Consider the following 19372-nt stretch of genomic DNA (forward strand, 5'->3'; position numbering starts at 1 on the left):
AGGGGGTGCCGGCCGGGAGGTTTCGGAGAAAAACGCGGTGCGTAAGCCCGGCCGCTGCCGCAGCTTGAGCGGCTGTGTTTTCGCGGCGGCTGTGCGGGTAAAGGCATTTTTGCCGCGCCTAACCGGGCAGGAAAAACGGCAGGTAACAGGCAGCGCTTGCGCCTTCACTCATTAATGTTAATTTAATCACCGATAATCCAATCCAAAGCCCGGTTGCAACCGTACCTGCTTTCGTTGCTGCCTTGCGGCTTTGGCCGCTGGCGCTCTGCCTGTTTGTTCACTTACCTTTTACCTAACAGTCGAGTATGAACACAGTAGTACCTATTACCACCACTTCCGGGTTCTGGCGGCGCACCTTTGGGGTGCTGGCCGTGGCGTGCCTGGGCTTGGGCGCGGCCACCTCGGCCCAGGCCCAAACCGTGTACGGCCTGTCCGGCTCCGATCTGACCTCGGTTAATTTAGCGGCCCCGTTCACGTCGCAGACCCGGCAACCCATTGTGGGCCTGCCGGCCGGCCGAATTTTGGTAGGGCTGGATTTCCGCCCCGCCACCGGCCAGCTGTACGCCCTGGGCTACACCCCGAACGCGGCCGGCCTGAACGCCCGCCTCTACATTCTTAGCCAGAACACCACCGACGCCACGGCCACGGCCACTCCCGTGGGCACCACCGACATTCTGCTGAACTTCGGCGCCGGCAACGAGCGAATTGGGTTCGATTTCAACCCCACCGTGGACCGCATTCGGGTGGTGGGTACCAACGACGTTAACTACCGCCTGAACCCCAACGACGGCAGCATTACGGCTACCGACACCAACCTGGCCTTTGTGGCCGGCGACGCCAACGCGGGCCAGGACCCCTTCGTGGGCGCGGCCGGCTACACCAACTCGTTTATCGGGTCCACCAGCACCACCCTCTATTACATCGATGAGCAACGCTCCCTGCTGCTGCGCTCCGACAACCCCAACGGCGGCAGCCTGGCCACGGTAGCCACCATTACCCCCGTAGCCGGGGGCAACCCCACGCCCATTAACGCACCGGGCGCCAGCACCGATCTGGACATCTACACGGTGTCGGCGGGGGCTGAAAACGCCTACCTGAACGTAAACCAGGTGAGCGGCGGCAGCTTCGTTTCGCTGCTCTACCGCATGGACCTCACCACGGGTGCTACCACCCTGGCCGGCGCCGTGAACGGTACGGGCGTGGGCATTACCGACATTGCCGTGCGCATCGACCGCACGGCGCCGGCGCCCAGCGGCCAGCTGCTGTACGCGGTGAATACCAACAACACCCTGGTGTCGTTTTACTCGGGTACGCCGGGCTTTATTAACTCGGCCGTAACGCTGAGCGGCGTAACCGCCGGGCAAACCATCGTGGGCACCGATTTCCGCCCCAATACCGGCGAGTTGTTCGGCCTGGGCTACAACCCCACCAACGGCCAGTCGCGCCTCTACACCATTAACCTCACCACGGGCGTGGCTACGCCCGTGGGCGCCGGCCCCGTTACCCTGAACCTGGGCAACACCGCCGACGCGTCCAACGCCATCGGCTTTGACTTTAACCCCACCGTGGACCGCATTCGGGTAACGGGCATCAACCAGAGCAACTACCGCCTGAACCCCAACGATGGCTCCTTCATCACCGACGGCAGCCTGAACTTTGCCGTTGGGGCCACGGGCTCCCCCACCATCGGGGCGGTGGCTTACACGAACTCGTACGCAGGCAGCACCAGCACCACGCTCTACGACATCGACGACAGCCGCAACCAGCTCTTCATCCAGACCAACCCCAACGCGGGCGAGCTGACTCCTGCCGGCGCGCCGGGCCTGATACCCAATTACAACAACGTAAATGTGGTAACCGACCTGGATTTCTACTTCGACGCCGCGGCGCAAACCAACCGGGGCTTCGTCGTGACCAACGCCGACAACTTTGCGCCGGGAGCTTCGCAGGCGGCCAGCCGGTTGTATACCCTGAACCCCATGACGGGCGTAACGCTGGTGGGCAGTGTGGGCCAGGGCGTACTGGTGCGCGACGTGGCAGCTTTTGTGGCACCGCTTTCCCAGCCCACTTTGGTGGGCCGCCTGCTCTACGGTGTGGCGGGCAACACCCTGATTTCGTTTGACTCGGGCAACCCGACCAACGTGCGCTCGGCCGTGAACATCTCGGGCTTGGGCACCGGGCTGACGCTGGTGGGCACCGATTTCCGCCCCGCCAACGGCCTGCTGTATGCCCTGGGCTACAACGCAGCCACGCAGCAAGGGCAGCTCTACACGCTGAACGTTGCTACCGGCGCGCTGAGCACTGTGGGCGGCTTGCAGGGTATGCCGCTGGGCACCACGGCCGCTAACATCGGCTTCGATTTCAACCCCGTTCCCGACCGCATCCGCATTACGTCGGCCTCTACCCAGGCCAACTTGCGCATGAACCCCGTTGACGCAACGTTCATCACCGACGGCACGCTGAGCAACCCAAGCGGGACGCCGGCTCTGTCGGGCGTGGCGTACATCAACAACGATAACAACGCCAATACCGGCACCGCCCTGTTCGGCTACGACCAGACCCGCAACGTACTGCTGCGCTCCACCGATGCCAACGCCGGCACCTACGTGGACCAGGGCACCACGGGCATCAGCGTGAACCCCGGCGTGGAGTTCGACGTGTACTCGGATATCACGAACCCGGCCGTGCCGGTTAACACGGGCTTCCTGGTGGCCAGCCCGGCCGGCGGCAGCACCGATAACCTTTACACCGTAGACCTGACCTCGGGTGCCGCTAACCTGGTGGGCCGCGTGGGCAGTGGCTCCACCCTCACCGGTCTGGCCGCCTTCCTGACGCCCGGCCCCGTTATTACCGCCGGCCTTACCTGGACCGGTGCCGTTAGCACCGATTGGGGCACGGCCGGCAACTGGCTGCCTACCCAGGTACCGTCAGCTACCGACAACGTAACCATTCCCAACGTAGCCAACGACCCGGTGGTGAGCAACGCCCAGCAGGCCAACAACGTGACGCTGGCCAGCAGTGCTACCCTCACCACGGCCAACGGCGGCACGCTTACGGTAAACGGCAACTTCACCAACAACGGCGGCACTACGCTGGGCGCTGGAACGGGTACCGTAGCGTTTAACGGCACTTCGGCCCATACCATCAGCGGCACTACCACCTTCTTCAACAACCTGACTGCCGGTCCGGCCGGTGTGCGCGCCGCGGCTCCGGTTCAGGTGCAGCGGGTGCTGCTGCTCAACGGCAGCCTGGCCTCGAACGGCAACCTGACGCTGCTCTCCAACGCCGCCGGCACGGCCCACGTGGTGAACGTGGACACGGCCCGCGTACGCGGCAGCGTCACGGTGCAGCGCTACATTGACCCCAGCCAGAACTCTGGCCCGGGCTACCGCCACTACAGCTCGCCCGTGAGCGGCTCCACCGTGGGCGACCTGGCCACCGCCGGCTTCGCTCCTGTGGTGAACCCTGCCTACAACTCGGCCCCGGTCCCCAATAACGTGACGCCCTTCCCCACCGTGTTCGGCTACGACGAGCAGCGCGTGACCACCAGCGGCAACCCCGCGCCGCTCGACTTCGACCAGGGCTTCTTCTCCCCCAACACGCTCAACGACCCGCTGGTGGTGGGCCGCGGCTACACCGTCAACATCCCGGCTTCCGAGACGGTGGACTTCGTGGGCACGCTCAACAACGGCCCCATCATTGCGGGCGGCCTGACGCGCGGCTCGCAAACCGAATCGGGCTGGCACCTGCTGGGCAACCCCTACCCCTCGCCCATCGACTGGGACTTGGTGGGCCGCTCGAACGTGGACGCGGCCGTGTACGTGTACCGTTCCACCGGCCAGTACGCCGGCACCTACTCCAGCTACGTGGCCGGCGGCACCGGCACCAACGGGGGCACCGCCCAGATTGCGGTGGCCCAGGGCTTCTTCGTACGGGTGAGCCTCACGCCCGCCACGGTGATTCCGCAGGTGTCGTTTAGCAACGCCGCGCGCCTGACCACCTACGCCAACCCCACGTTCCAGCGCGGTGCCAGCACGGCCCCGCTGGTGCGCCTGGATGTGCGCGGCGCCACCGGTCCGGCCGACGAAGCCGTGGTTTACTTCGACGCTACTGCCACAGCCGGCTTCGATTCGTTGCTGGACGCCTACAAGCTCGTGGCCGGCAACGGCCCGCTGCTGTCCACGGAACTGGCCTCGGGCCAGCCGCTCTCGATTAACGCGCTGCCCGCCCTGGCCGCGGCCGACGTGGCGGTGAACCTGCGCGTGCAGGCCGCCCAGCCGGGCACCTACACGCTGCGCGCCGCCGAGCTGCTGCGCCTGCCGGCCGGCACCGTCGCCTACCTGCGCGACGCCCAGACCGGCGCCGTGGTTAACCTGACTACCCAGCCCAGCTACAGCTTCGCGCTGGCCGCGGGCGCCCCGGCCACGGGCCGCTTCTCGCTGCTGCTGAGCCAGCGCCAGGTGCTAGCCACGGCCCCCGCTTCGCTGGGGCAGCAGGTGGCCGTGTACCCCAACCCGGCCCGGGCCCAGGTGGCCATCGGCCTGCCGACCCAGCTAAGCAAGCAGCCGGTGGAGCTGACGCTGGTCAACACGCTCGGCCAGGTCACGCTGCGCCGCACGCTGCCCGCCGCCCGCACCGCCGATGCCCACACGGTGTCGCTGGCGGGCGTGGCCCCCGGCGTCTACACCCTGCGCCTGCAAACGGCCCACGGCGTGGTCAACAAGCGTTTGGTCGTTGAATAAATACTAAGCAATATTGGGGGCGGACAATTAGCTTTGCCCGCCCCCAGTAGCTTGGCTGAATTTTCTACTTCATCCCGAATATGACAAACCTCTCCATTTCGCTGCGCCTCTTCGTAGGCTGTGTTGTTTTTCTGCTGGCCCTTTGCGCGGTGCCGGCGTTGGCTCAGGGCCCGGGCTCGGGTGGCCCCCAGCCGGGTGGCTCGCCCACGGTAATTCCCATCGACGGCGGTGCTTCGCTGCTGCTGGCCGGTGGCGCGGCTTACGCCCTGAACCGCCTGCGCAAGCGCAAAACAGCTTAACAAGGGCTCCTGTACTTACCAAACGGCCCGGTCTGCACAAGCAGGCCGGGCCGTTTGATTTCTGGAATAGCAGGTGGTTTGCCCGCATCAGCCTTGGTGCTGCTGTGGCTTCTCGTCTGGGTACCGCCCAGGGCACCGATTACTCGCCGCCGTACTTGCTCTTTCCCCCGCCTCCACCTGCGTCCATACGCACAATTTTGGGGGTAAACGAGCCGAGCACGTCCACTAAGTCGCGCTGGTGGGCCATAACCTGGTGAATGTCTTTATAGGCCATGGGGGCTTCGTCGAGGCCGCCGCCGATGAGTTCCACGCCTTGGTCGCGCAGCAGCCGGCGCAGCTCCCCTTCGCTCACTTGCAACTTGGCCTGCGTGCGCGACAGCCGCCGCCCCGCCCCGTGCGAAGCCGACTGAATGGAGTCCCGCTCACCGCGGCCGCGCACGATAAAGCCAGGCGCCGTCATGGAGCCGGGGATTACGCCCAGCACGCCTTGGCCGGCCGGGGTAGCGCCCTTGCGGTGTACAATGGCTTCGCGGCCATCGGCCAGGGTTTCCTTCCAGGCGAAGTTGTGGTGATTTTCAACCTTAGCCAGGGGTTTTTCGCCCAACGCATGGCTCAGGCGGCGGTGAATGTCGCGGTGGCAGGCTGAGGCGTAGTCGCCGGCCAGGTTCATGGCCGCCCAATACTCCTGGCCTTCCTGCGTATCGAGGTCGAGCCAGGCGAGGTAGCGGGCTTCGGGTGGCAGCGGGCGTTTGTTCATGGCCACTTTGGTGTAGTGCTGCGCAATAGCGGCACCCAAACCGCGCGAGCCGCTGTGCGAGAGCAGCCCCAGGTATTGGCCCACGGGCAGGTTTAGTTCGGAGTCTTCTTCGGTGATGTCCACCACACCCCATTCCACAAAGTGGTTGCCCGAGCCGGACGAGCCCATTTGCTTAATAGCGGCTTCGTGTTTGCCGCGCACTACGCCTATTTCCTTGAACTCGGGGCGCTCCAGCACCGGGTCGTCGGCGGGACTCTTGAACACCTCTTTGTTGCCGAAGCGGGTGTGGTTGTGCAGCAGTTTCTTGAGCTCCTGCATGCGCTGCTCCAGGTAGCGCGGCGGCACGTCGAAAATAGAAAGGGCCATGCGGCACCCGATATCCATGCCCACGCCGTAGGGAATTACGGCGTTGTCGACGGCCAGCACGCCGCCGATGGGCAGGCCGTAGCCCTGGTGGGCATCGGGCATGAGGGCGCCGTCGATGGTAACGGGCAGCTGCATGGCGGTGTCCATTTGCTTGCGGGCCCCGTCTTCGATGAAGGCCTCGCCGTAGCGGCGGTAGTCTTTGATGTTGGGGTTCAGGGCTACGTCGCGGTTGGGCTGGGGCACCAGTTCCTGCGCCAGCGGCCGCCAGGTTTGGTCGCGCACGTACTGGAACGGGTCGTCTTTGATTTGCTTGAGCACGGCCAGCGCGCTGCCTTTGTCGAGCCGGCGCAGCTCGCGCGAATTGAGAATATCCAGCGCGATGCTGATGGCCTTGTCGCTCTCGTAACCGAGCTGGCGCAAGTCCTTGCTGTGCAGTTTAGTGGTTGATTTGGTTGCCATACGGGGGAAGCAGAAGGATGGAACAGGGTTTACCGGCAGGCACGGGCCGCGGGTTACACACTGCTTCCGGGCAGCTCGGCAATTAGGACGGGGAATTACTGCCCAGAGCGTGATAATATGGACCGATATCCTGTAGGCAGACCTAGCAGGGTCCCACTGAAAATTCGGCCTCTTTTAAAAGAAACCTGAGCAAGGATTGCGGCTTACGTCGCTCCTGGTTCATGCTTGCAGCCGAACGAAAAAAGCGGGGCCGCCGAACTCTTGTTCGGCGGCCCCGCTGTCGTTGAACGAAATCGTTGCTGACGTTTCGCTCTTCCGAAAAATGCTTGGTCCGCATTTCTCTTTGGAGCGGGTGTTGGGAGTGATTACGCCCCACCTTCCATGCGCACGATTTTCGGCGTGAACGTGCCCAGCACGTCCACCAGCTCCTGCTGGCTTTCCATCACGGCGAAAATGTCCTTGTAGGCCATCGGCGCTTCGTCAATACCGCCGCCAATAAGCTCCACGCCGTGCGCCTGCAAGTGCCGGCGCACTTCGGCTTCGCCCAATTCGGCCTTGGCCCGCGTCCGAGACATCAGCCGGCCCGCCCCGTGCGAGGCCGAAGCCAACGACTCCGGCACACCGCGGCCACGCACGATAAAGCCAGGCGCCGTCATGGAGCCAGGAATAACGCCCAGCACGCCTTGGCCGGCCGGTGTGGCGCCCTTGCGGTGCACAATTACCTCCCGGCCGTCGGCCAGGCGTTCCTTCCAGGCGAAGTTGTGGTGGTTTTCCACTTTGGCCAGGGGCCGCTCGCCCAGGGCTTTGGCCACGCGCTGGTGAATCTGGTGGTGACACGCCGAGGCATAGTCGCCGGCCAAATTCATGGCCGCCCAATACTCCTGGCCGCCTTCCGAGTCCAGCGTCAGCCAGGCGAGGTGCTTGGCTTCGGCGGGGAGTTGGCAGGTGTCCATGGCCAGCTTGGTGTAGTGGTTAGCCACCCCGGCGCCCAAGCCGCGGGAGCCGGAGTGCGAAAGTAGCCCCATGTACTGGCCTACGGGCACGCCCATTTCGTTGGTCGGGTCGAGGATTTCTACGATGCCGAACTCCACAAAGTGGTTACCCGAGCCGGAGGTACCGATTTGTGCCGCCGCCGTTTCCTGCTTGTTGCGCAGGAAAGGAATGCTGCGAAACTCGTCGCGCTCCAGCACCTCGTGGCCCAACTTCTGCCCGTGCCGGAACACGTCGCGGTTGCCGAACTTGGTGGTGGCCATGAGCACGTTTTTCAGCTCCTGCACGCGCTGCGCAAGGAACTGCGGCGGCATGGGGAAGATGGACAAGGCCATCCGGCACCCGATGTCGACGCCCACGGCGTAAGGAATTACCGCGTTATCAGTGGCTAAAACGCCGCCGATGGGCAGGCCGTAGCCGTGGTGGGCGTCGGGCATGAGGGCACCGCCCACGGTAACGGGCAGTTTCATGGCCGTTTCCATCTGGTGCACCGCGCCCGGCTCAATGTACTCGGCCCCGAAGGTGACGTAGTCTTTGCGCGGCACTAGCTCGATGTGGCGGTTGGGCGGCGGCAACAAAGCCGCCGCGGTGTGGCTCCAATCGAGGTCGGTGAGGAAGTTATGTGGGTTGTTGATGAGAACCTTGAGCAACGCCAGCTGATCGGTGTGGGATAACCGCTTTAAGTGCTTGCGCTGCAGTTGGGCTAATGCCAGCCCAATGGCGCGGCCTTCCGGGAAACCTAGTTCCCGCAAGTCGTTGCCGCGTAGTTGTTGTGCCATGTTGTTGAGAAATCAGGAGTCAGAAGCTGGGAGCAAGAAGTTGAGGACGAACTGCTCCCGGCAAGTGGGAACGAACTCCCCTCCTCAGCTGAGGAGGGGTGCCCGCAGGGCGGGGTGGTTGACCAATTGTTGCGCCGTTGCACAACGCTGATCCTTCAGTAAGCCTACAGCGTCACCTGAACACGTGCATGCGCGTCAGCGACTGAAACATCCACCTCCGAAAAAAAATGGATCGGGCAATAAGGCGCGCAGCCCTTTCTCTTCTTGCTTTACCACATCAGCCACGGTTGGTTTACAACACAACCGGCGGGAGTCGAACCCACATCCAGAAGTTAACACGAAGTAAGGCTGCGCTACGGCACCGATCAGAAAACCAAAACTGCTTACCGGAGCAACACGCGGCTGGCGTTGCTGACGCTCCTGGCAGACCAGGGCATCACTTGCGGCCGGGGCCGCAAGCTGCGGGATTTGAACCCGCTCATTCCGAAGAATTCACCGAAGTAACGCCGTCCTACGGCATCCGGTAAGCAGTACTAACAAACCGTTGGGGCAACTGAGCGCCCAGCCAACTGTCCTGCTCTAACCAACTGAGCTACCGCCGGCCCGAAGACCGACGAGCGGGACTCGAACCCGCGACCTGGGCGTTAACGGCGCGAAGTAAGGCTGGACTACGGCACCCAACGGTGCACTTTCATTCGGGGCAACAAGTCGGAGCGCCCTATACACGGCCGCGTCTACATTTCGCCACCCGCAACCTATGGGTTACGGGGCAGGAGTTGAACCTGCACGCCTTGCGGCAACCGTTCTGAGCGAAGGAATGCGCCCCTACGGCACCCGAATGAGAAGCACAAAAATATCCACCGGGGCAACCAGGCGAGAAGCGTACAGCCCGAGGGCTTTCTGCTCTACCAACTGAGCTACATTCTCCGTGCGGTAAACGATGGGAGAACGGCAAGACTCGAACTCGCGACCCGAAGTAGCGCTGCTCTACGACACCCGGCGGGGTGCATTTTGTTTTCATTTAGCCGAACCACTTGCCAGGGCTACAGGCAACAAGCGAAACGTTTTCGTTCACCGACACTGGGCCGGCAGCAGGATTCGAACCCGCGCGATGCAGCAACCGTTGCGCTGCACCCGAAAACCAAGCCACGAAGTAGCGCCCGTTTACGGCACCCGGCAAAGTGGTTGGCTGAAGAAGAAAAGTGAATTATGTACGTTTCATGACAAGAAAAGCTAGTCGACGAGGGAGCGGCAACCCGCTATAATTGTTGCCGCCCCCGGCCGCGTTTTACAGTTCTATTTTTTCGATTTCCGTGAGGGCCGAGCCGCCGTTTTCCAGCGCCTGCAGCACGTCGAACACTTTGTCCGACCAGCCGGCAATCAGGGCCACGCCGTCCTGCTCGCGCACTTCCACCGGAGCCGCGCCGTGGCCGGCCAGGTCGAAGAGGTACAAGCGGGCCTGGGGCGCTACGGTGCGGCGGTATTCGCGCCATTCCTGGGCCAGCGTGCTGTGCCGGCCGGTGCTGTCCCAGAGCTGGCAGTCGGTGAACAGCATCACCTTGTCTACCTGCTCCTGCTGCTCGCGCAGTTCTCGTACCACCAGGTGGCCGTTCGTGCTGTAGCCTACCTCGCCTTCGCGGCGGTAAAACTCCTGCACGTTGCGCAGCACCTGGCCTTTGGGCAGAGCCACCCGCTTCCAGGTGTCGCCGAACATGCCGGTTACCACATGGCTGCAGCGGCTTTGCAGGAGCATGCCCAGCACCAGACCAATGTCGTAGAGCAACACTTTGCTGCGCTGCGACACCGGCTGCTGCATGGAGCCCGACACGTCGCAGGCCACTACCACCCGGGTTCCGGGGCCGAAACAGCGCAGGTTTTCGATGGAGTGGCCAATGGCCGTTTCCAGCGCCGCCAGCACGGTGGGCACGAAGCCTGAACGCACTTGCAGCAACTCGCGGTACGCCGCCAGGTAGCGGAAGGGCAGCTGCTTGCTGCGCGCCACTGCCACGCGGTCGGTCAGCGCCGCGCACACTTGTTCCACCGCTCCGGCCGATACCTCGGCTTCCAGGATGTTGCGCAGGTTGCGCAGCAAGGCCATGTAGCCCAGCTTGCGGCTGCCAATCAGCTCCACCCACTTCTGGCGAAAGGCCGTCTGCCGTTCCGTTGCGTCGGTGAAAGTTTGCTGACCCAGGGCCGACAATTCGGTTTCCCAGGTGTAAGGCGTGGGTAACTCGCCGCGCACCAATTGGTCGAACAGGGCTTGCTGCTCGGCGTTTTTGGCGTTGGGGTGCACTAGAAACAAGGCGTCGCGGAGGCGCACCTGGCCGGCCCGGTCGTACTTCGCCAGCTGGTAGCCATCGAAGCGGTTGAAGCTCAGGGCCAGACCCTTCTGCAGCTGCTTAGAGAGGCGGTTGAGCGTTTTCACGCCCTGCCGCTGGTTGGCCACGGCGTAGAACGCCAGCAACTCGGTTATTTCATCGGCACGTTGCACCACGCGGGCCACCAAGCAGCTCACGAGGTTGTCGCCGCGGTGCACCTGGGCCAGCTCCACGGCCAGCACCAGGGGCACCGAACGCAGGTAGAGCTGTTCGCGGGCGTACACCGCCAGCTGCGCCACAAACCGAGGGTCGTTTTGCGCCACCAACGCACGCAGCCGCTTGAGGCGCGTATCGGCCATTTCGTAAAACTGGTCGCTGAGCGCAGCGGTGGCCACGGCGGCGTACAGTTCCAGGGCGGGCGTGAGTTGGTAGGCGGGTGCGCCCTCGTGGTTCACCACTTGAGCAGGCTTGTTTTTGCGGAAGCTGAAGTTGAAGCGCATAGCAGTAAGCAATAGGCAGTGAGGAAAGGATGAGCTGAAAAGCTGATTAAAAGCGGTGTTCGGAGTTTGGAGTGTACCTGAACAATGGGACTTGCTCAATTCGCCACGGGGTTTGGGACAAGCGTTTGCAGCGGCTTTTCCTCGGTTTGGAATTGCTGCTTGGCAGAATTACCGATGGCCGCACAGAGCGCAGAGGGAGGTACGGGCTCGGTATATTGGATCAAGAGTCTGAAGCTTTCGTACATGCAGAGGGTTGTAAAAAGGGCGCAATTATCCGTTCGACAATTCCAGTCGAATTAATTATTTCATTACAGAAAGCATCCAATTAAAAATACAGGCAATATTATCCCATGTCACTAATTACTAGTGACCAATCAAGAATTATAATCTGTATTTTACGTTGGTATTATGCGCTACCGAACGTTATTAACTCGGAGGCTGCCGCTGCGTTTTCGGTCGCGCCGTTGCTCTTGAATTATCGACCCGATGCCAAACCAACTGAACGGCGCGGGCATGCAGCAGCAGGCAGCGGGGCGAAGCAGAAGAGGGTTATGAAGCATCATGGCAGTAGATGAATTAGAAAGCAGTAGAAAAACAAAACGCCCGAATCGGGTGGGATTCGGGCGTTTCGCACTGGAAGCTTCTATGGTAGAAACATCACGTCGTGGGCTGCGCGCCGAATCCCGGCTGGGATTTATCCTCCCGGCTTGGCATTCCTAGATATTGGTTAAAGTGGCGGCGCATGGCGAGTGAAGTCAGTAGACTTATATTGGTTTTGGGCTTTGAACGGGTCAAAGGTAGAAAGGTTATTTGATGCAGCGCAATATTCATTCAAATATTTTTTAATTTATTTTCAGGAAACTCAATTAAATAACTCCCTTCGCTCAGTTGACGCATTTACAACCTCTATTTAGATCAATTCAACTCATTAATTGGTTGCATTAAAGTTCGAACATCGGCCATCATTGCCCTTTAACGTACTATGCCTTATTGCTTCCCCGCTGTCCAGTATGCCCTGCCTTGCTACTTCTGAACGCTACACGCTTGACCTGCCGACGGGCCACCGCTTTCCCATTGCCAAGTACGAGCTGATTCGGGAGCAGCTGTTGTGGCAGGGCATTGCGCCGCCCGAGGATTTCTACGACCCCGGTTTATGTCGGGAGGAAGACGTGCTGCGCGTGCACACCGCCGAGTACTGGCACAAGGTGCGCGACCTGCGCCTCTCCCCTGCCGAGGTACGCCGCCTGGGCCTGCCACAAAGCCCACGGCTGGTGCAACGGTCCTTGTGTTCCTCAGCCGGCACCTTGGAAGCCGCCCGCCACGCCCTGCGCGACGGCGTGGCCCTGAACCTGGCCGGCGGAACCCACCACGCTTTTGCCGACCGCGGCGAAGGTTTTTGCGTGCTCAACGACATAGCCATAGCGGCCGCTTACCTGCTGCATCACGGCCTGGCACGGCAGGTATTGGTAGTGGATTTAGACGTGCACCAAGGCGACGGCACGGCCAGCATTTTCCGCCACGAGCCGCGTGTGTTCACCTTTAGCATGCACGCGGGTGCTAATTACCCGCTGCGCAAGGAGCAATCGGATTTGGACGTGGAGCTACCGTTGGGCATGACCGACGACGCCTACCTCACGCAGCTAGGCAACACCTTACCCGCGCTTGTGGAGCAGGTCCAGCCCGATTTTATCTTCTACCAAGCCGGTGTGGATGTGCTGGCCACCGACAAGCTGGGCAAGCTGGCCCTCACGCCTGCTGGTTGCCGGCAGCGCGACGAGTTGGTGCTGGGCCTGTGCCACCAACGCGGTCTGCCGGTAGCCGTGAGCATGGGCGGCGGCTACTCCGAGCGCATTGCCGACATCGTAAATGCGCATTGCAGCACCTTTGCCGTGGCCTACGGCTTGTGGGGTCACGCACCCTGCCGACCTTTGCCCGCTCCTGTTGAAACCCGCCCCCATGCCGTTACCCGCGTTTGAAGAATTCGACTCGCGCCACACCCCAACTACCCAGCGCGGTGTAAGCCGTGCCGGTGAGCCAGAGGCGGCCGGAACGCCCGCGCAACAGGCGTTCCGTCAAGCCGTGCAAGACGTGGAGAACCTGCGCGAGCAAGTGCAGGAGCTGGAAAAAGCCCAGCGGGAAGCCAAAAACAAATATTGGAGCCAAGTAGGGCCGCTGGCCAGCGCGGTGGTGGCCGCCCGTCGCGCGTTGTTCGAGCCACTGGAACAGGCCCTCACCACCGGTTACTTTAGCCGCGGCGAAGAACAGCGCATTGAGGAATTGCTGTGGCGCAATGTGCTTTCGCTGCAAGACCGTTTTGGCGAAGACGTAGCCGATCTACTCCACCGTTACGGCCCCAAGAAACGAGCCGCGGAACGCGAGTCGTCGGACCCCAAACGGGCTGATACAGCCTCAACCCATCAGCCCCACGAACACCATCACGCGCACCAGCACGGCAAGCGCAAAACCAAAGCCGAACGCGAACAGGAAGCCGCTGCCCGCGCCCTGGCCGCCGATCAGCAGCGCTTGCAGGCCGGTGCCAAGGCGGTATACCGTCAACTGGCCCGCGCCAACCACCCTGACTTGGAGCGCGACCCGGAGCTGGCACGGCAGAAAACCGAGCGCATGCAGCGAATCACCCGCGCCTACGAAGCCGACGACCTCTACGCCCTGCTTCAACTGCTAACCGAGCACACCGCCATCGACGTGGATACCGAATCGGATGAGATGCTGGCGCGCTACACCCGGGCTTTACAGCAGCAGCAAACCGAACTGAAGCTGCGCCTGCAAGAGTTAAAGTACGGCGACAAAAACGCGTTTATGGGTACCGGCAAAAAGCAGGAAGCCGAGCTGCGCCAAATCAAGCGCGGCCTGCGTGGCGAAGCCGAATACCTGGAGCTGGTGCAAAAAGCCATTCAAGAGCCCGAAAACCTACGGCAGCTACTGCGGGAACTGGACGCCGCTGGTCAGGATGCTATATAAAGGCTTCTGCCATGCTGGAGGCGGTTAGACTAACAGTTCCTGCTCTTACGCCTATCCTTCTGGCTGCAGGAAACCCACTACGGTACGAATCACATCTTGGTCGCGCATGATGCGGTTGTGCCCCAGGCCGCTGGTGGGGTGAAACCGCAGGCCCGGCCAGTTGCGGGCTACCTGTTGCGCCTCCGAGAAAGGCACCGATTCATCCTGGCAGTCGTGCAGCAATAGTACTTGCTCTGCACGTACATGAGGCGCGGCTTGGGTCAGGCTGAAACTCTCGGCGTCGCGGCCGTGCTGCTCGCGCACGTGGCGAGCCATGCGCGCCATGACCGTGGGCGGTAAGTGCAGTAAATCGGCGAAGCGCTGGGCCACGGCGGGCGTACTGCCGGGCGCGCTCATCAGCACCAGGCGGGCCAGCCCCTGGCCCTGGTTGAACTGCACTGGCAACCCGGCTGTGGTAGCCGCGCCGAAGGAATGCCCCACCACTGCCCACACCTGCCCCAGGTAATCGGCTACGGCTTGGGTAGCGCGGCCAAATTGCGGCAGCGTGGTGCTGCGGCCAGGCGAATCCCCGTGCGCGGGTCCGTCGAAGGCCACCACGCGGTAGCCGCCACGCACCAGGCCATCGGCGAAAACGCCCCAAAACGAGGCGCGGTGTTCCCAGCCGTGTACCAACAGCACCGTGCGCTGGCCGGCGGGGTTCCACTCATAAGCCGCTAGCCCACCACCTTCAAACGGCACCCGAAAGGCCCGTGCAGTAGCCAGGGTAGCATCTTCCCACTTCTTGCGCGGCAGCCGGCGCGGCGTACAAAACAGGCGCCACGCCTCCCGAAACGCCCATTCCGTGGAAACGGCTGCCAATACACGAAACTTCAGGCGCACAAACTCAATGCCGGGTGGCTCGGCGTAGCGAAACTCGGCGGGCGTAGCCGGCAACGGCTCACGGCGGGACATGCACTCGTACGCAGGGGAAAACGTGTTCATCATAACCTTGCAAACGCTAGGGTAAAACATCGGGCCGGCCAGGCCGCCCTCAATAACGTAGCGGCAACGTGGCTTACACCGGCTCCCGCAGCTCGGTGCGCACCTGCTCGATAATGCGTTGGCACTGCTGCTCATCGTGCACGCGTGCTACCTGCAGCGCACCGGCCAGGGTGGTAAGTACCTGCGCGGCTTTGCTCACCGGATGGCCCTTGTAGTGTAAAGTATTGGCAGCGCGGCCGGCGGCCAGCACGCTCGCCAGCCACTCGGTTAGCTCCACGTTTAGGGTGCGAAGTTCCTGCTGCATGGCCTCGGGCAGCGTCTGAAACTCGGCGGCCAAGGCTCCAAAAAAGCATACTTGACGCTGGGTAACGGCGCGGCCACGGTACACATCTACGAAGGCTTCGAACTGTTCGGGGGGCGTAAGTTCGGTTACGCGGGGCAGGTCGCGCCACTTGCGCAGGCGCATCAGCTGCCGGCGGATAATAGCTACGCCCAGGTCTTCTTTGCCGGGGTAGTGGTAATGAATGGCCGCTGGCTTCATGGCCAACTCTTTGGCAATATGCTGGTAGCTGAAGGCATTAAACCCACGGGAAAGCAGCAGGTCTTCCGCCAGATTCAGAATGCGGGTACGGGTATCGAAAGCCGTGGCAGGAGCAGGTGCTTGCATGGCAGCAAAGCTACTTACTTACTAGTAAGTAAGCAAAGAAAAAGCCTGCAAAGTGAGCAAATGTGCTTTTGCTGCCTTACAATAGTGGATTGTCTTTACGATACGCCCGTATGAGTTTAACCTTTCACGCCGAAGCTGTCATATTCCTGCTTATGGGCGTGTTCTTCACCATGGCCGCCGTGTATAGCAAGCGCAGCCAGCAGGCACGCCAGCAACGCGGCCTGAAAGCATTGGCTACTATTATTGCTCTGAAACCGTCCCGGCAGCTGTTCTCGCCGCAGGTTCGGTTCACGACTGCCGATGGGCGCACCATAGAGGCTGAAACCGAATCGGCCGCCGAGGCGGGGCAGTATGAAGTGGGCCAACAGGTAGAAGTAATCTACGACCTTAAAAACCCCGAAAACGTTGACCTGGCCGGCGTCAAGCCTTCGGGTTCGGGCTTTATGTTGTTGGTTGGTCTGCTGTTTACTGCCATAGGCGTGTTGCAGATCCTTGATATAGTGCCCGTCTTCGAGGAATACTGGCATTAGGCATAAAGCGGTACAGGCATCAGGATCTACTCCGTGAAGTGGTAGAGAAACGTTACGATGCCGGTAAAAGCGGGCTTTTTATTGCCCTTTATTTCTAGTATCACTTCAATTCGGGCTTTGGCAGTACCGCGTAGGTTGCGTACCGACAGCAGCTTAGCCAACAGGCGCACCTCACTATCCACCACCACGGCCTGATTGAAGCGCAGGGCCTCAATCTCGTAGTTCACCTGCATCTTCAGGTTTTCCAAAGTGGCAATTTGCGACCATAAATGCGGCAGCAACGCCAGCGTGAGGTAGCCGTGGGCAATGGTGGCCTGAAACGGCGACTCGGTTTTGGCCCTTTCCGCGTCGGTATGAATCCACTGAAAATCAAGCGTGGCGGCCGCAAAACTGTTGATTTGCTCCTGCGTAATGCGGTGGTACTCGGAGGCGCCTAGCTCCTGGCCTTCGTGCTGTTCCAGTTCGGCCAGGCTGCGGATGGTTAGTTGGCTCATGGGATATGGCGGTGCGTTGGGGGCTTACGTTACTTTAGTGAGCGGAAATATAGGTGCGCTGCACGAGGCTATTGCCGTGCTAATAACTCTTCTACCTGTCGCTCCAGCCGGGCTACGCGCTCTTCCATGGCTACCGGCGGCCGCAAGTGCGTGCTAAACACGGCTTTAACTTCCCATATTTCCAATGCCTGCGTTAGGTCAAAATCCTGGACGGTATAATCGATGTTGTCGGCTCGTAGTTTGAGCACCGGGCTGTCGAGGCGACGCTCGGCAAGGCGACGCACGAGCAGCCGGCTCTGGGTTACAAAAGCGTAAACCTCGCCCGTACGTAAGGCCGGCGCCGCTTTATCGATGCGGCAGCACAGGATTACGTCCTGGTGGCGCAGCGTGGGCTGCATGTCGGCGCCGGTTAATTCAAAGGCCCGCGTGGTGGCGCCCAGGTTATGCGGAAACGTGAGCGGGGGCAGGCCATCTACAAAAGCCGGGCTGTGATGCTGCACGATGTATTCGAGCATACGCGCGGCCGGTACCAAGGGTGTTACGTGGGGTTGCCTATCGGCCTCGGCTTGGGTTTCGGCAGCGGTTTTTTGCTGAATCTGCTGCTGAAAGATATCAAACCGGTGGAGGTCATTTACGGTAAGTTCTTTCGTTAGTAGCAGATCTACCGATAAGCCAAAATGTTGAGCAATCTGAATCAGCGTCTCCATTTTTGGCTCAGACCGTCCCTCCTCGTAAGCTCCTACGCTGGGCCGCGCCAAGCCAAATAACTCGGCAAAAGCGGCCTGGCTCAGCTTCTTGACGGTTCTTAGCTTTCGAATGTTGTTTCCGATGTGCGACATGACGCCGAAATATTTTTCGCTCAAAATTTGAGCTGCTCTAAAACTTTCAGTATTCTTGTGTCGTAAATCTACCACGAATAGCGGCAAAGACTACAGACGCCGCTATTTTTTTGAGCAACCAGGCCCGCCGGTCAGATTTCCTACCTTACCACAGCCAACCTCCTACCCCGCTTATATGGCCAACCGCTACTTCGCTACTATTCAAAACCACCTGCAAACCCTGGGATTCGACATCCGGCACGCCGATGCGCACGACGGCGTACTGGTAGTCGACAACCCCGCGCTGGGCATCCGCAACCTTGTGCTGGGCTGCGGCGACCCGCTCCTGATTCTGGAGCAATACCTGCTGGATCTGCCCGCGCCCTCGTGCGAGGTGTACGGCCGACTGCTGCAGAAAAACCGCGACATCATTCACGGCGCCTTTGCCCTGGATGAATCGGGCCGCAAGGTCATTTTCCGCGACACGCTCCAAATAGACACCCTGGACCTCTCGGAGCTGGAAGCGGTGCTGAACTCCCTGAGCTTGCTGCTCACTGAGTTTTCCGATGAGCTGATTGCCTTCTCGAAATCCTAGACCGGCGCGCCTGCCGCTCCGGTGCTACTCAACCCACCAAAGCCATGAACCTATTCGCCCGCCTCTTTAAAATCGGCCAGGCCGAGTCGCATTCCGCTGTCGACCAACTGGAAGACCCCATTAAAATGACCGAACAGGGCCTGCGCGACCTGCGTCAGGACCTCGACAAAAGCCTGCAGGCCCTGGCCGAAGTAAAGGCCATGGGCATTCGGGCCCGCAACGACGCCGAAAGCGCCCGCAGCAAAGCCCTTGATTACGAAAACAAAGCCGTGCTCCTGCTGCAACGCGCCCACAAAGGCGACCTGAACAGCACCGAAGCCGACCGCCTGGCTGGCGAAGCCCTGGTGAAGAAGGCCGAAAACGAGGCCCACGCCACCAGCGCCGCCGCCGACCAGCAGAAGTTTGAAGCCTCGGCCCAGCAGCTCGACCAGAACGTGCAAACGCTCAAGCAAACTATTGGCAAATGGGAAAGCGAGCTGAAAACGTTGAAGGCGCGCGTAACGGTGAGTACCGCCACCAAAACCATCAACAAGCAACTGGCCCAACTGGACTCCTCGGGCACGGTGGCCCTGCTGGAACGCATGAAGGAAAAAGTGGCCGTGGAGGAAGCCCTGGCCGAATCGTACGGCGAAATAGCGCAGGAAAGCAAAAGCATCGACCAGGAAATAGACAAGGCTTTGGGCCAGAATGCCGGCGGCAAAGCCTCGGCCGATTTGCAGGCGCTCAAGCAAAAGCTGGGGTTAGCTGGGCAACCGGAGGCGTAGCCCACCAACCGCCCACTAACCTCAACTTGCCCTGACCCAAACGCTACCAGCCATGAACACCTTCGAAAAAACATTCTACTACGCATCCATGGCAATGCTCTATGCGGCTGTAGTTCTGCATATTCTGCATATCATCGAGCCCAGCTTAGTTATCCTGCTGCTGACCGCGGGCATGGGACTCTTCGGCGTTGCCAACCTGCGACGTTTGCGGCGGCTGCAATGCCGGAACGCGGCCTTGGAAACCGAGCTGCGGAACCTGCAAGCGGCCTTTCGTCCCGGTGGGGTAACCGAAATTTAATAGAGCCCGGCAACGCGGTTCCGGTACCCAGCACGC

General features: G+C 61.2%; 15 protein-coding genes. 8 read left to right on the forward strand and 7 right to left on the reverse strand.

Annotated features, from left to right (window positions below):
• Positions 1 to 305: 305 nt before the first annotated feature.
• Positions 306 to 4742, forward strand: coding sequence for a DUF4394 domain-containing protein (locus ABD903_RS12055; protein WP_345224528.1), 4437 nt, complete (start codon positions 306 to 308; stop codon positions 4740 to 4742).
• An 80-nt stretch (positions 4743 to 4822) separates the two neighbouring features.
• A complete protein-coding gene (locus tag ABD903_RS12060) occupies positions 4823 to 5041 on the forward strand; it encodes a PID-CTERM protein-sorting domain-containing protein (RefSeq protein WP_345224529.1) in 219 nt (72 codons plus the stop codon).
• Between the two features lie 139 nt (positions 5042 to 5180).
• On the opposite strand, the gene ABD903_RS12065 is transcribed toward ABD903_RS12060, so the two are convergent.
• The 3 genes from ABD903_RS12065 to ABD903_RS12075 form a co-directional block, all read right to left on the reverse strand.
• Positions 5181 to 6623: an RtcB family protein gene (locus tag ABD903_RS12065; protein ID WP_345224531.1), complete on the reverse strand. Its 1443-nt coding sequence runs from the start codon at positions 6621 to 6623 to the stop codon at positions 5181 to 5183.
• A 365-nt stretch (positions 6624 to 6988) separates the two neighbouring features.
• Positions 6989 to 8392: an RtcB family protein gene (locus ABD903_RS12070; protein WP_345224533.1), complete on the reverse strand. Its 1404-nt coding sequence runs from the start codon at positions 8390 to 8392 to the stop codon at positions 6989 to 6991.
• Between the two features lie 1288 nt (positions 8393 to 9680).
• The gene (locus ABD903_RS12075) at positions 9681 to 11210 is read right to left on the reverse strand and encodes a TROVE domain-containing protein (protein ID WP_345224535.1); all 1530 of its coding nucleotides are present in this window, start codon (positions 11208 to 11210) and stop codon (positions 9681 to 9683) included.
• Positions 11211 to 12220: 1010 nt separating this feature from the next.
• On the opposite strand from ABD903_RS12075, the gene ABD903_RS12080 reads away from it, so the two are divergent.
• Both ABD903_RS12080 and ABD903_RS12085 read left to right on the forward strand, forming a co-directional pair.
• A complete protein-coding gene (locus ABD903_RS12080; protein ID WP_345224537.1) occupies positions 12221 to 13186 on the forward strand; it encodes a histone deacetylase family protein in 966 nt (321 codons plus the stop codon).
• Complete coding sequence (locus ABD903_RS12085; protein ID WP_345224539.1) at positions 13167 to 14189, forward strand: J domain-containing protein; 1023 nt, start codon at positions 13167 to 13169, stop codon at positions 14187 to 14189. Before ABD903_RS12080 ends, ABD903_RS12085 begins: the two co-directional genes overlap by 20 nt.
• 51 nt (positions 14190 to 14240) lie before the next feature.
• Here the strand turns inward: ABD903_RS12085 and ABD903_RS12090 are convergent, their stop codons facing one another.
• Positions 14241 to 15173 (reverse strand): alpha/beta fold hydrolase, encoded by a 933-nt coding sequence (locus tag ABD903_RS12090; protein WP_345224541.1) that lies wholly within the window; start codon positions 15171 to 15173, stop codon positions 14241 to 14243.
• Between the two features lie 70 nt (positions 15174 to 15243).
• The gene (locus ABD903_RS12095) at positions 15244 to 15837 is read right to left on the reverse strand and encodes a TetR/AcrR family transcriptional regulator (RefSeq protein ID WP_345224543.1); all 594 of its coding nucleotides are present in this window, start codon (positions 15835 to 15837) and stop codon (positions 15244 to 15246) included.
• A 110-nt stretch (positions 15838 to 15947) separates the two neighbouring features.
• Between ABD903_RS12095 and ABD903_RS12100 the strand changes: the two genes are divergently transcribed.
• On the forward strand, positions 15948 to 16367 hold the full coding sequence (locus ABD903_RS12100; protein ID WP_345224545.1) for a DUF3592 domain-containing protein: 420 nt from the start codon (positions 15948 to 15950) through the stop codon (positions 16365 to 16367).
• A 26-nt stretch (positions 16368 to 16393) separates the two neighbouring features.
• Here the strand turns inward: ABD903_RS12100 and ABD903_RS12105 are convergent, their stop codons facing one another.
• Complete coding sequence (locus ABD903_RS12105; RefSeq protein WP_345224547.1) at positions 16394 to 16861, reverse strand: MaoC family dehydratase; 468 nt, start codon at positions 16859 to 16861, stop codon at positions 16394 to 16396.
• Between the two features lie 68 nt (positions 16862 to 16929).
• Positions 16930 to 17700: a helix-turn-helix domain-containing protein gene (locus tag ABD903_RS12110; RefSeq protein ID WP_345224549.1), complete on the reverse strand. Its 771-nt coding sequence runs from the start codon at positions 17698 to 17700 to the stop codon at positions 16930 to 16932.
• 175 nt (positions 17701 to 17875) lie between these two features.
• On the opposite strand from ABD903_RS12110, the gene ABD903_RS12115 reads away from it, so the two are divergent.
• Genes ABD903_RS12115 through ABD903_RS12125 form a run of 3 tightly spaced genes read left to right on the forward strand, consistent with a single transcriptional unit; the run spans position 17876 to position 19336 of the window.
• Positions 17876 to 18274 (forward strand): YbjN domain-containing protein, encoded by a 399-nt coding sequence (locus ABD903_RS12115; RefSeq protein ID WP_345224550.1) that lies wholly within the window; start codon positions 17876 to 17878, stop codon positions 18272 to 18274.
• A 44-nt stretch (positions 18275 to 18318) separates the two neighbouring features.
• Positions 18319 to 19038 carry a PspA/IM30 family protein gene (locus ABD903_RS12120; RefSeq protein ID WP_345224552.1) on the forward strand — a complete coding sequence of 240 codons (720 nt, stop codon included), beginning with the start codon at positions 18319 to 18321 and terminating at the stop codon, positions 19036 to 19038.
• 52 nt (positions 19039 to 19090) lie between these two features.
• Positions 19091 to 19336, forward strand: a complete 246-nt coding sequence (locus ABD903_RS12125; protein WP_345224554.1) for a PEP-CTERM sorting domain-containing protein — start codon at positions 19091 to 19093, stop codon at positions 19334 to 19336.
• The last annotated feature ends 36 nt before the right edge of the window (positions 19337 to 19372 follow it).

The sequence above is a fragment of the Hymenobacter koreensis genome (assembly GCF_039541855.1).
In the GTDB taxonomy this organism is placed as follows: domain Bacteria; phylum Bacteroidota; class Bacteroidia; order Cytophagales; family Hymenobacteraceae; genus Solirubrum; species Solirubrum koreensis.

Excerpts from the sequence above, each read along its gene's own strand:
- ABD903_RS12055 (WP_345224528.1), top strand. The coding sequence starts at position 306 with ATGAACACAGTAGTACCTATTACCACCACTTCCGGGTTCTGGCGGCGC.
- ABD903_RS12060 (WP_345224529.1), top strand. The coding sequence starts at position 4,823 with ATGACAAACCTCTCCATTTCGCTGCGCCTCTTCGTAGGCTGTGTTGTT.
- ABD903_RS12065 (WP_345224531.1), bottom strand. The coding sequence starts at position 6,623 with ATGGCAACCAAATCAACCACTAAACTGCACAGCAAGGACTTGCGCCAG.
- ABD903_RS12070 (WP_345224533.1), bottom strand. The coding sequence starts at position 8,392 with ATGGCACAACAACTACGCGGCAACGACTTGCGGGAACTAGGTTTCCCG.
- ABD903_RS12075 (WP_345224535.1), bottom strand. The coding sequence starts at position 11,210 with ATGCGCTTCAACTTCAGCTTCCGCAAAAACAAGCCTGCTCAAGTGGTG.
- ABD903_RS12080 (WP_345224537.1), top strand. The coding sequence starts at position 12,221 with ATGCCCTGCCTTGCTACTTCTGAACGCTACACGCTTGACCTGCCGACG.
- ABD903_RS12085 (WP_345224539.1), top strand. The coding sequence starts at position 13,167 with ATGCCGTTACCCGCGTTTGAAGAATTCGACTCGCGCCACACCCCAACT.
- ABD903_RS12090 (WP_345224541.1), bottom strand. The coding sequence starts at position 15,173 with ATGATGAACACGTTTTCCCCTGCGTACGAGTGCATGTCCCGCCGTGAG.
- ABD903_RS12095 (WP_345224543.1), bottom strand. The coding sequence starts at position 15,837 with ATGCAAGCACCTGCTCCTGCCACGGCTTTCGATACCCGTACCCGCATT.
- ABD903_RS12100 (WP_345224545.1), top strand. The coding sequence starts at position 15,948 with ATGAGTTTAACCTTTCACGCCGAAGCTGTCATATTCCTGCTTATGGGC.
- ABD903_RS12105 (WP_345224547.1), bottom strand. The coding sequence starts at position 16,861 with ATGAGCCAACTAACCATCCGCAGCCTGGCCGAACTGGAACAGCACGAA.
- ABD903_RS12110 (WP_345224549.1), bottom strand. The coding sequence starts at position 17,700 with ATGTCGCACATCGGAAACAACATTCGAAAGCTAAGAACCGTCAAGAAG.
- ABD903_RS12115 (WP_345224550.1), top strand. The coding sequence starts at position 17,876 with ATGGCCAACCGCTACTTCGCTACTATTCAAAACCACCTGCAAACCCTG.
- ABD903_RS12120 (WP_345224552.1), top strand. The coding sequence starts at position 18,319 with ATGAACCTATTCGCCCGCCTCTTTAAAATCGGCCAGGCCGAGTCGCAT.
- ABD903_RS12125 (WP_345224554.1), top strand. The coding sequence starts at position 19,091 with ATGAACACCTTCGAAAAAACATTCTACTACGCATCCATGGCAATGCTC.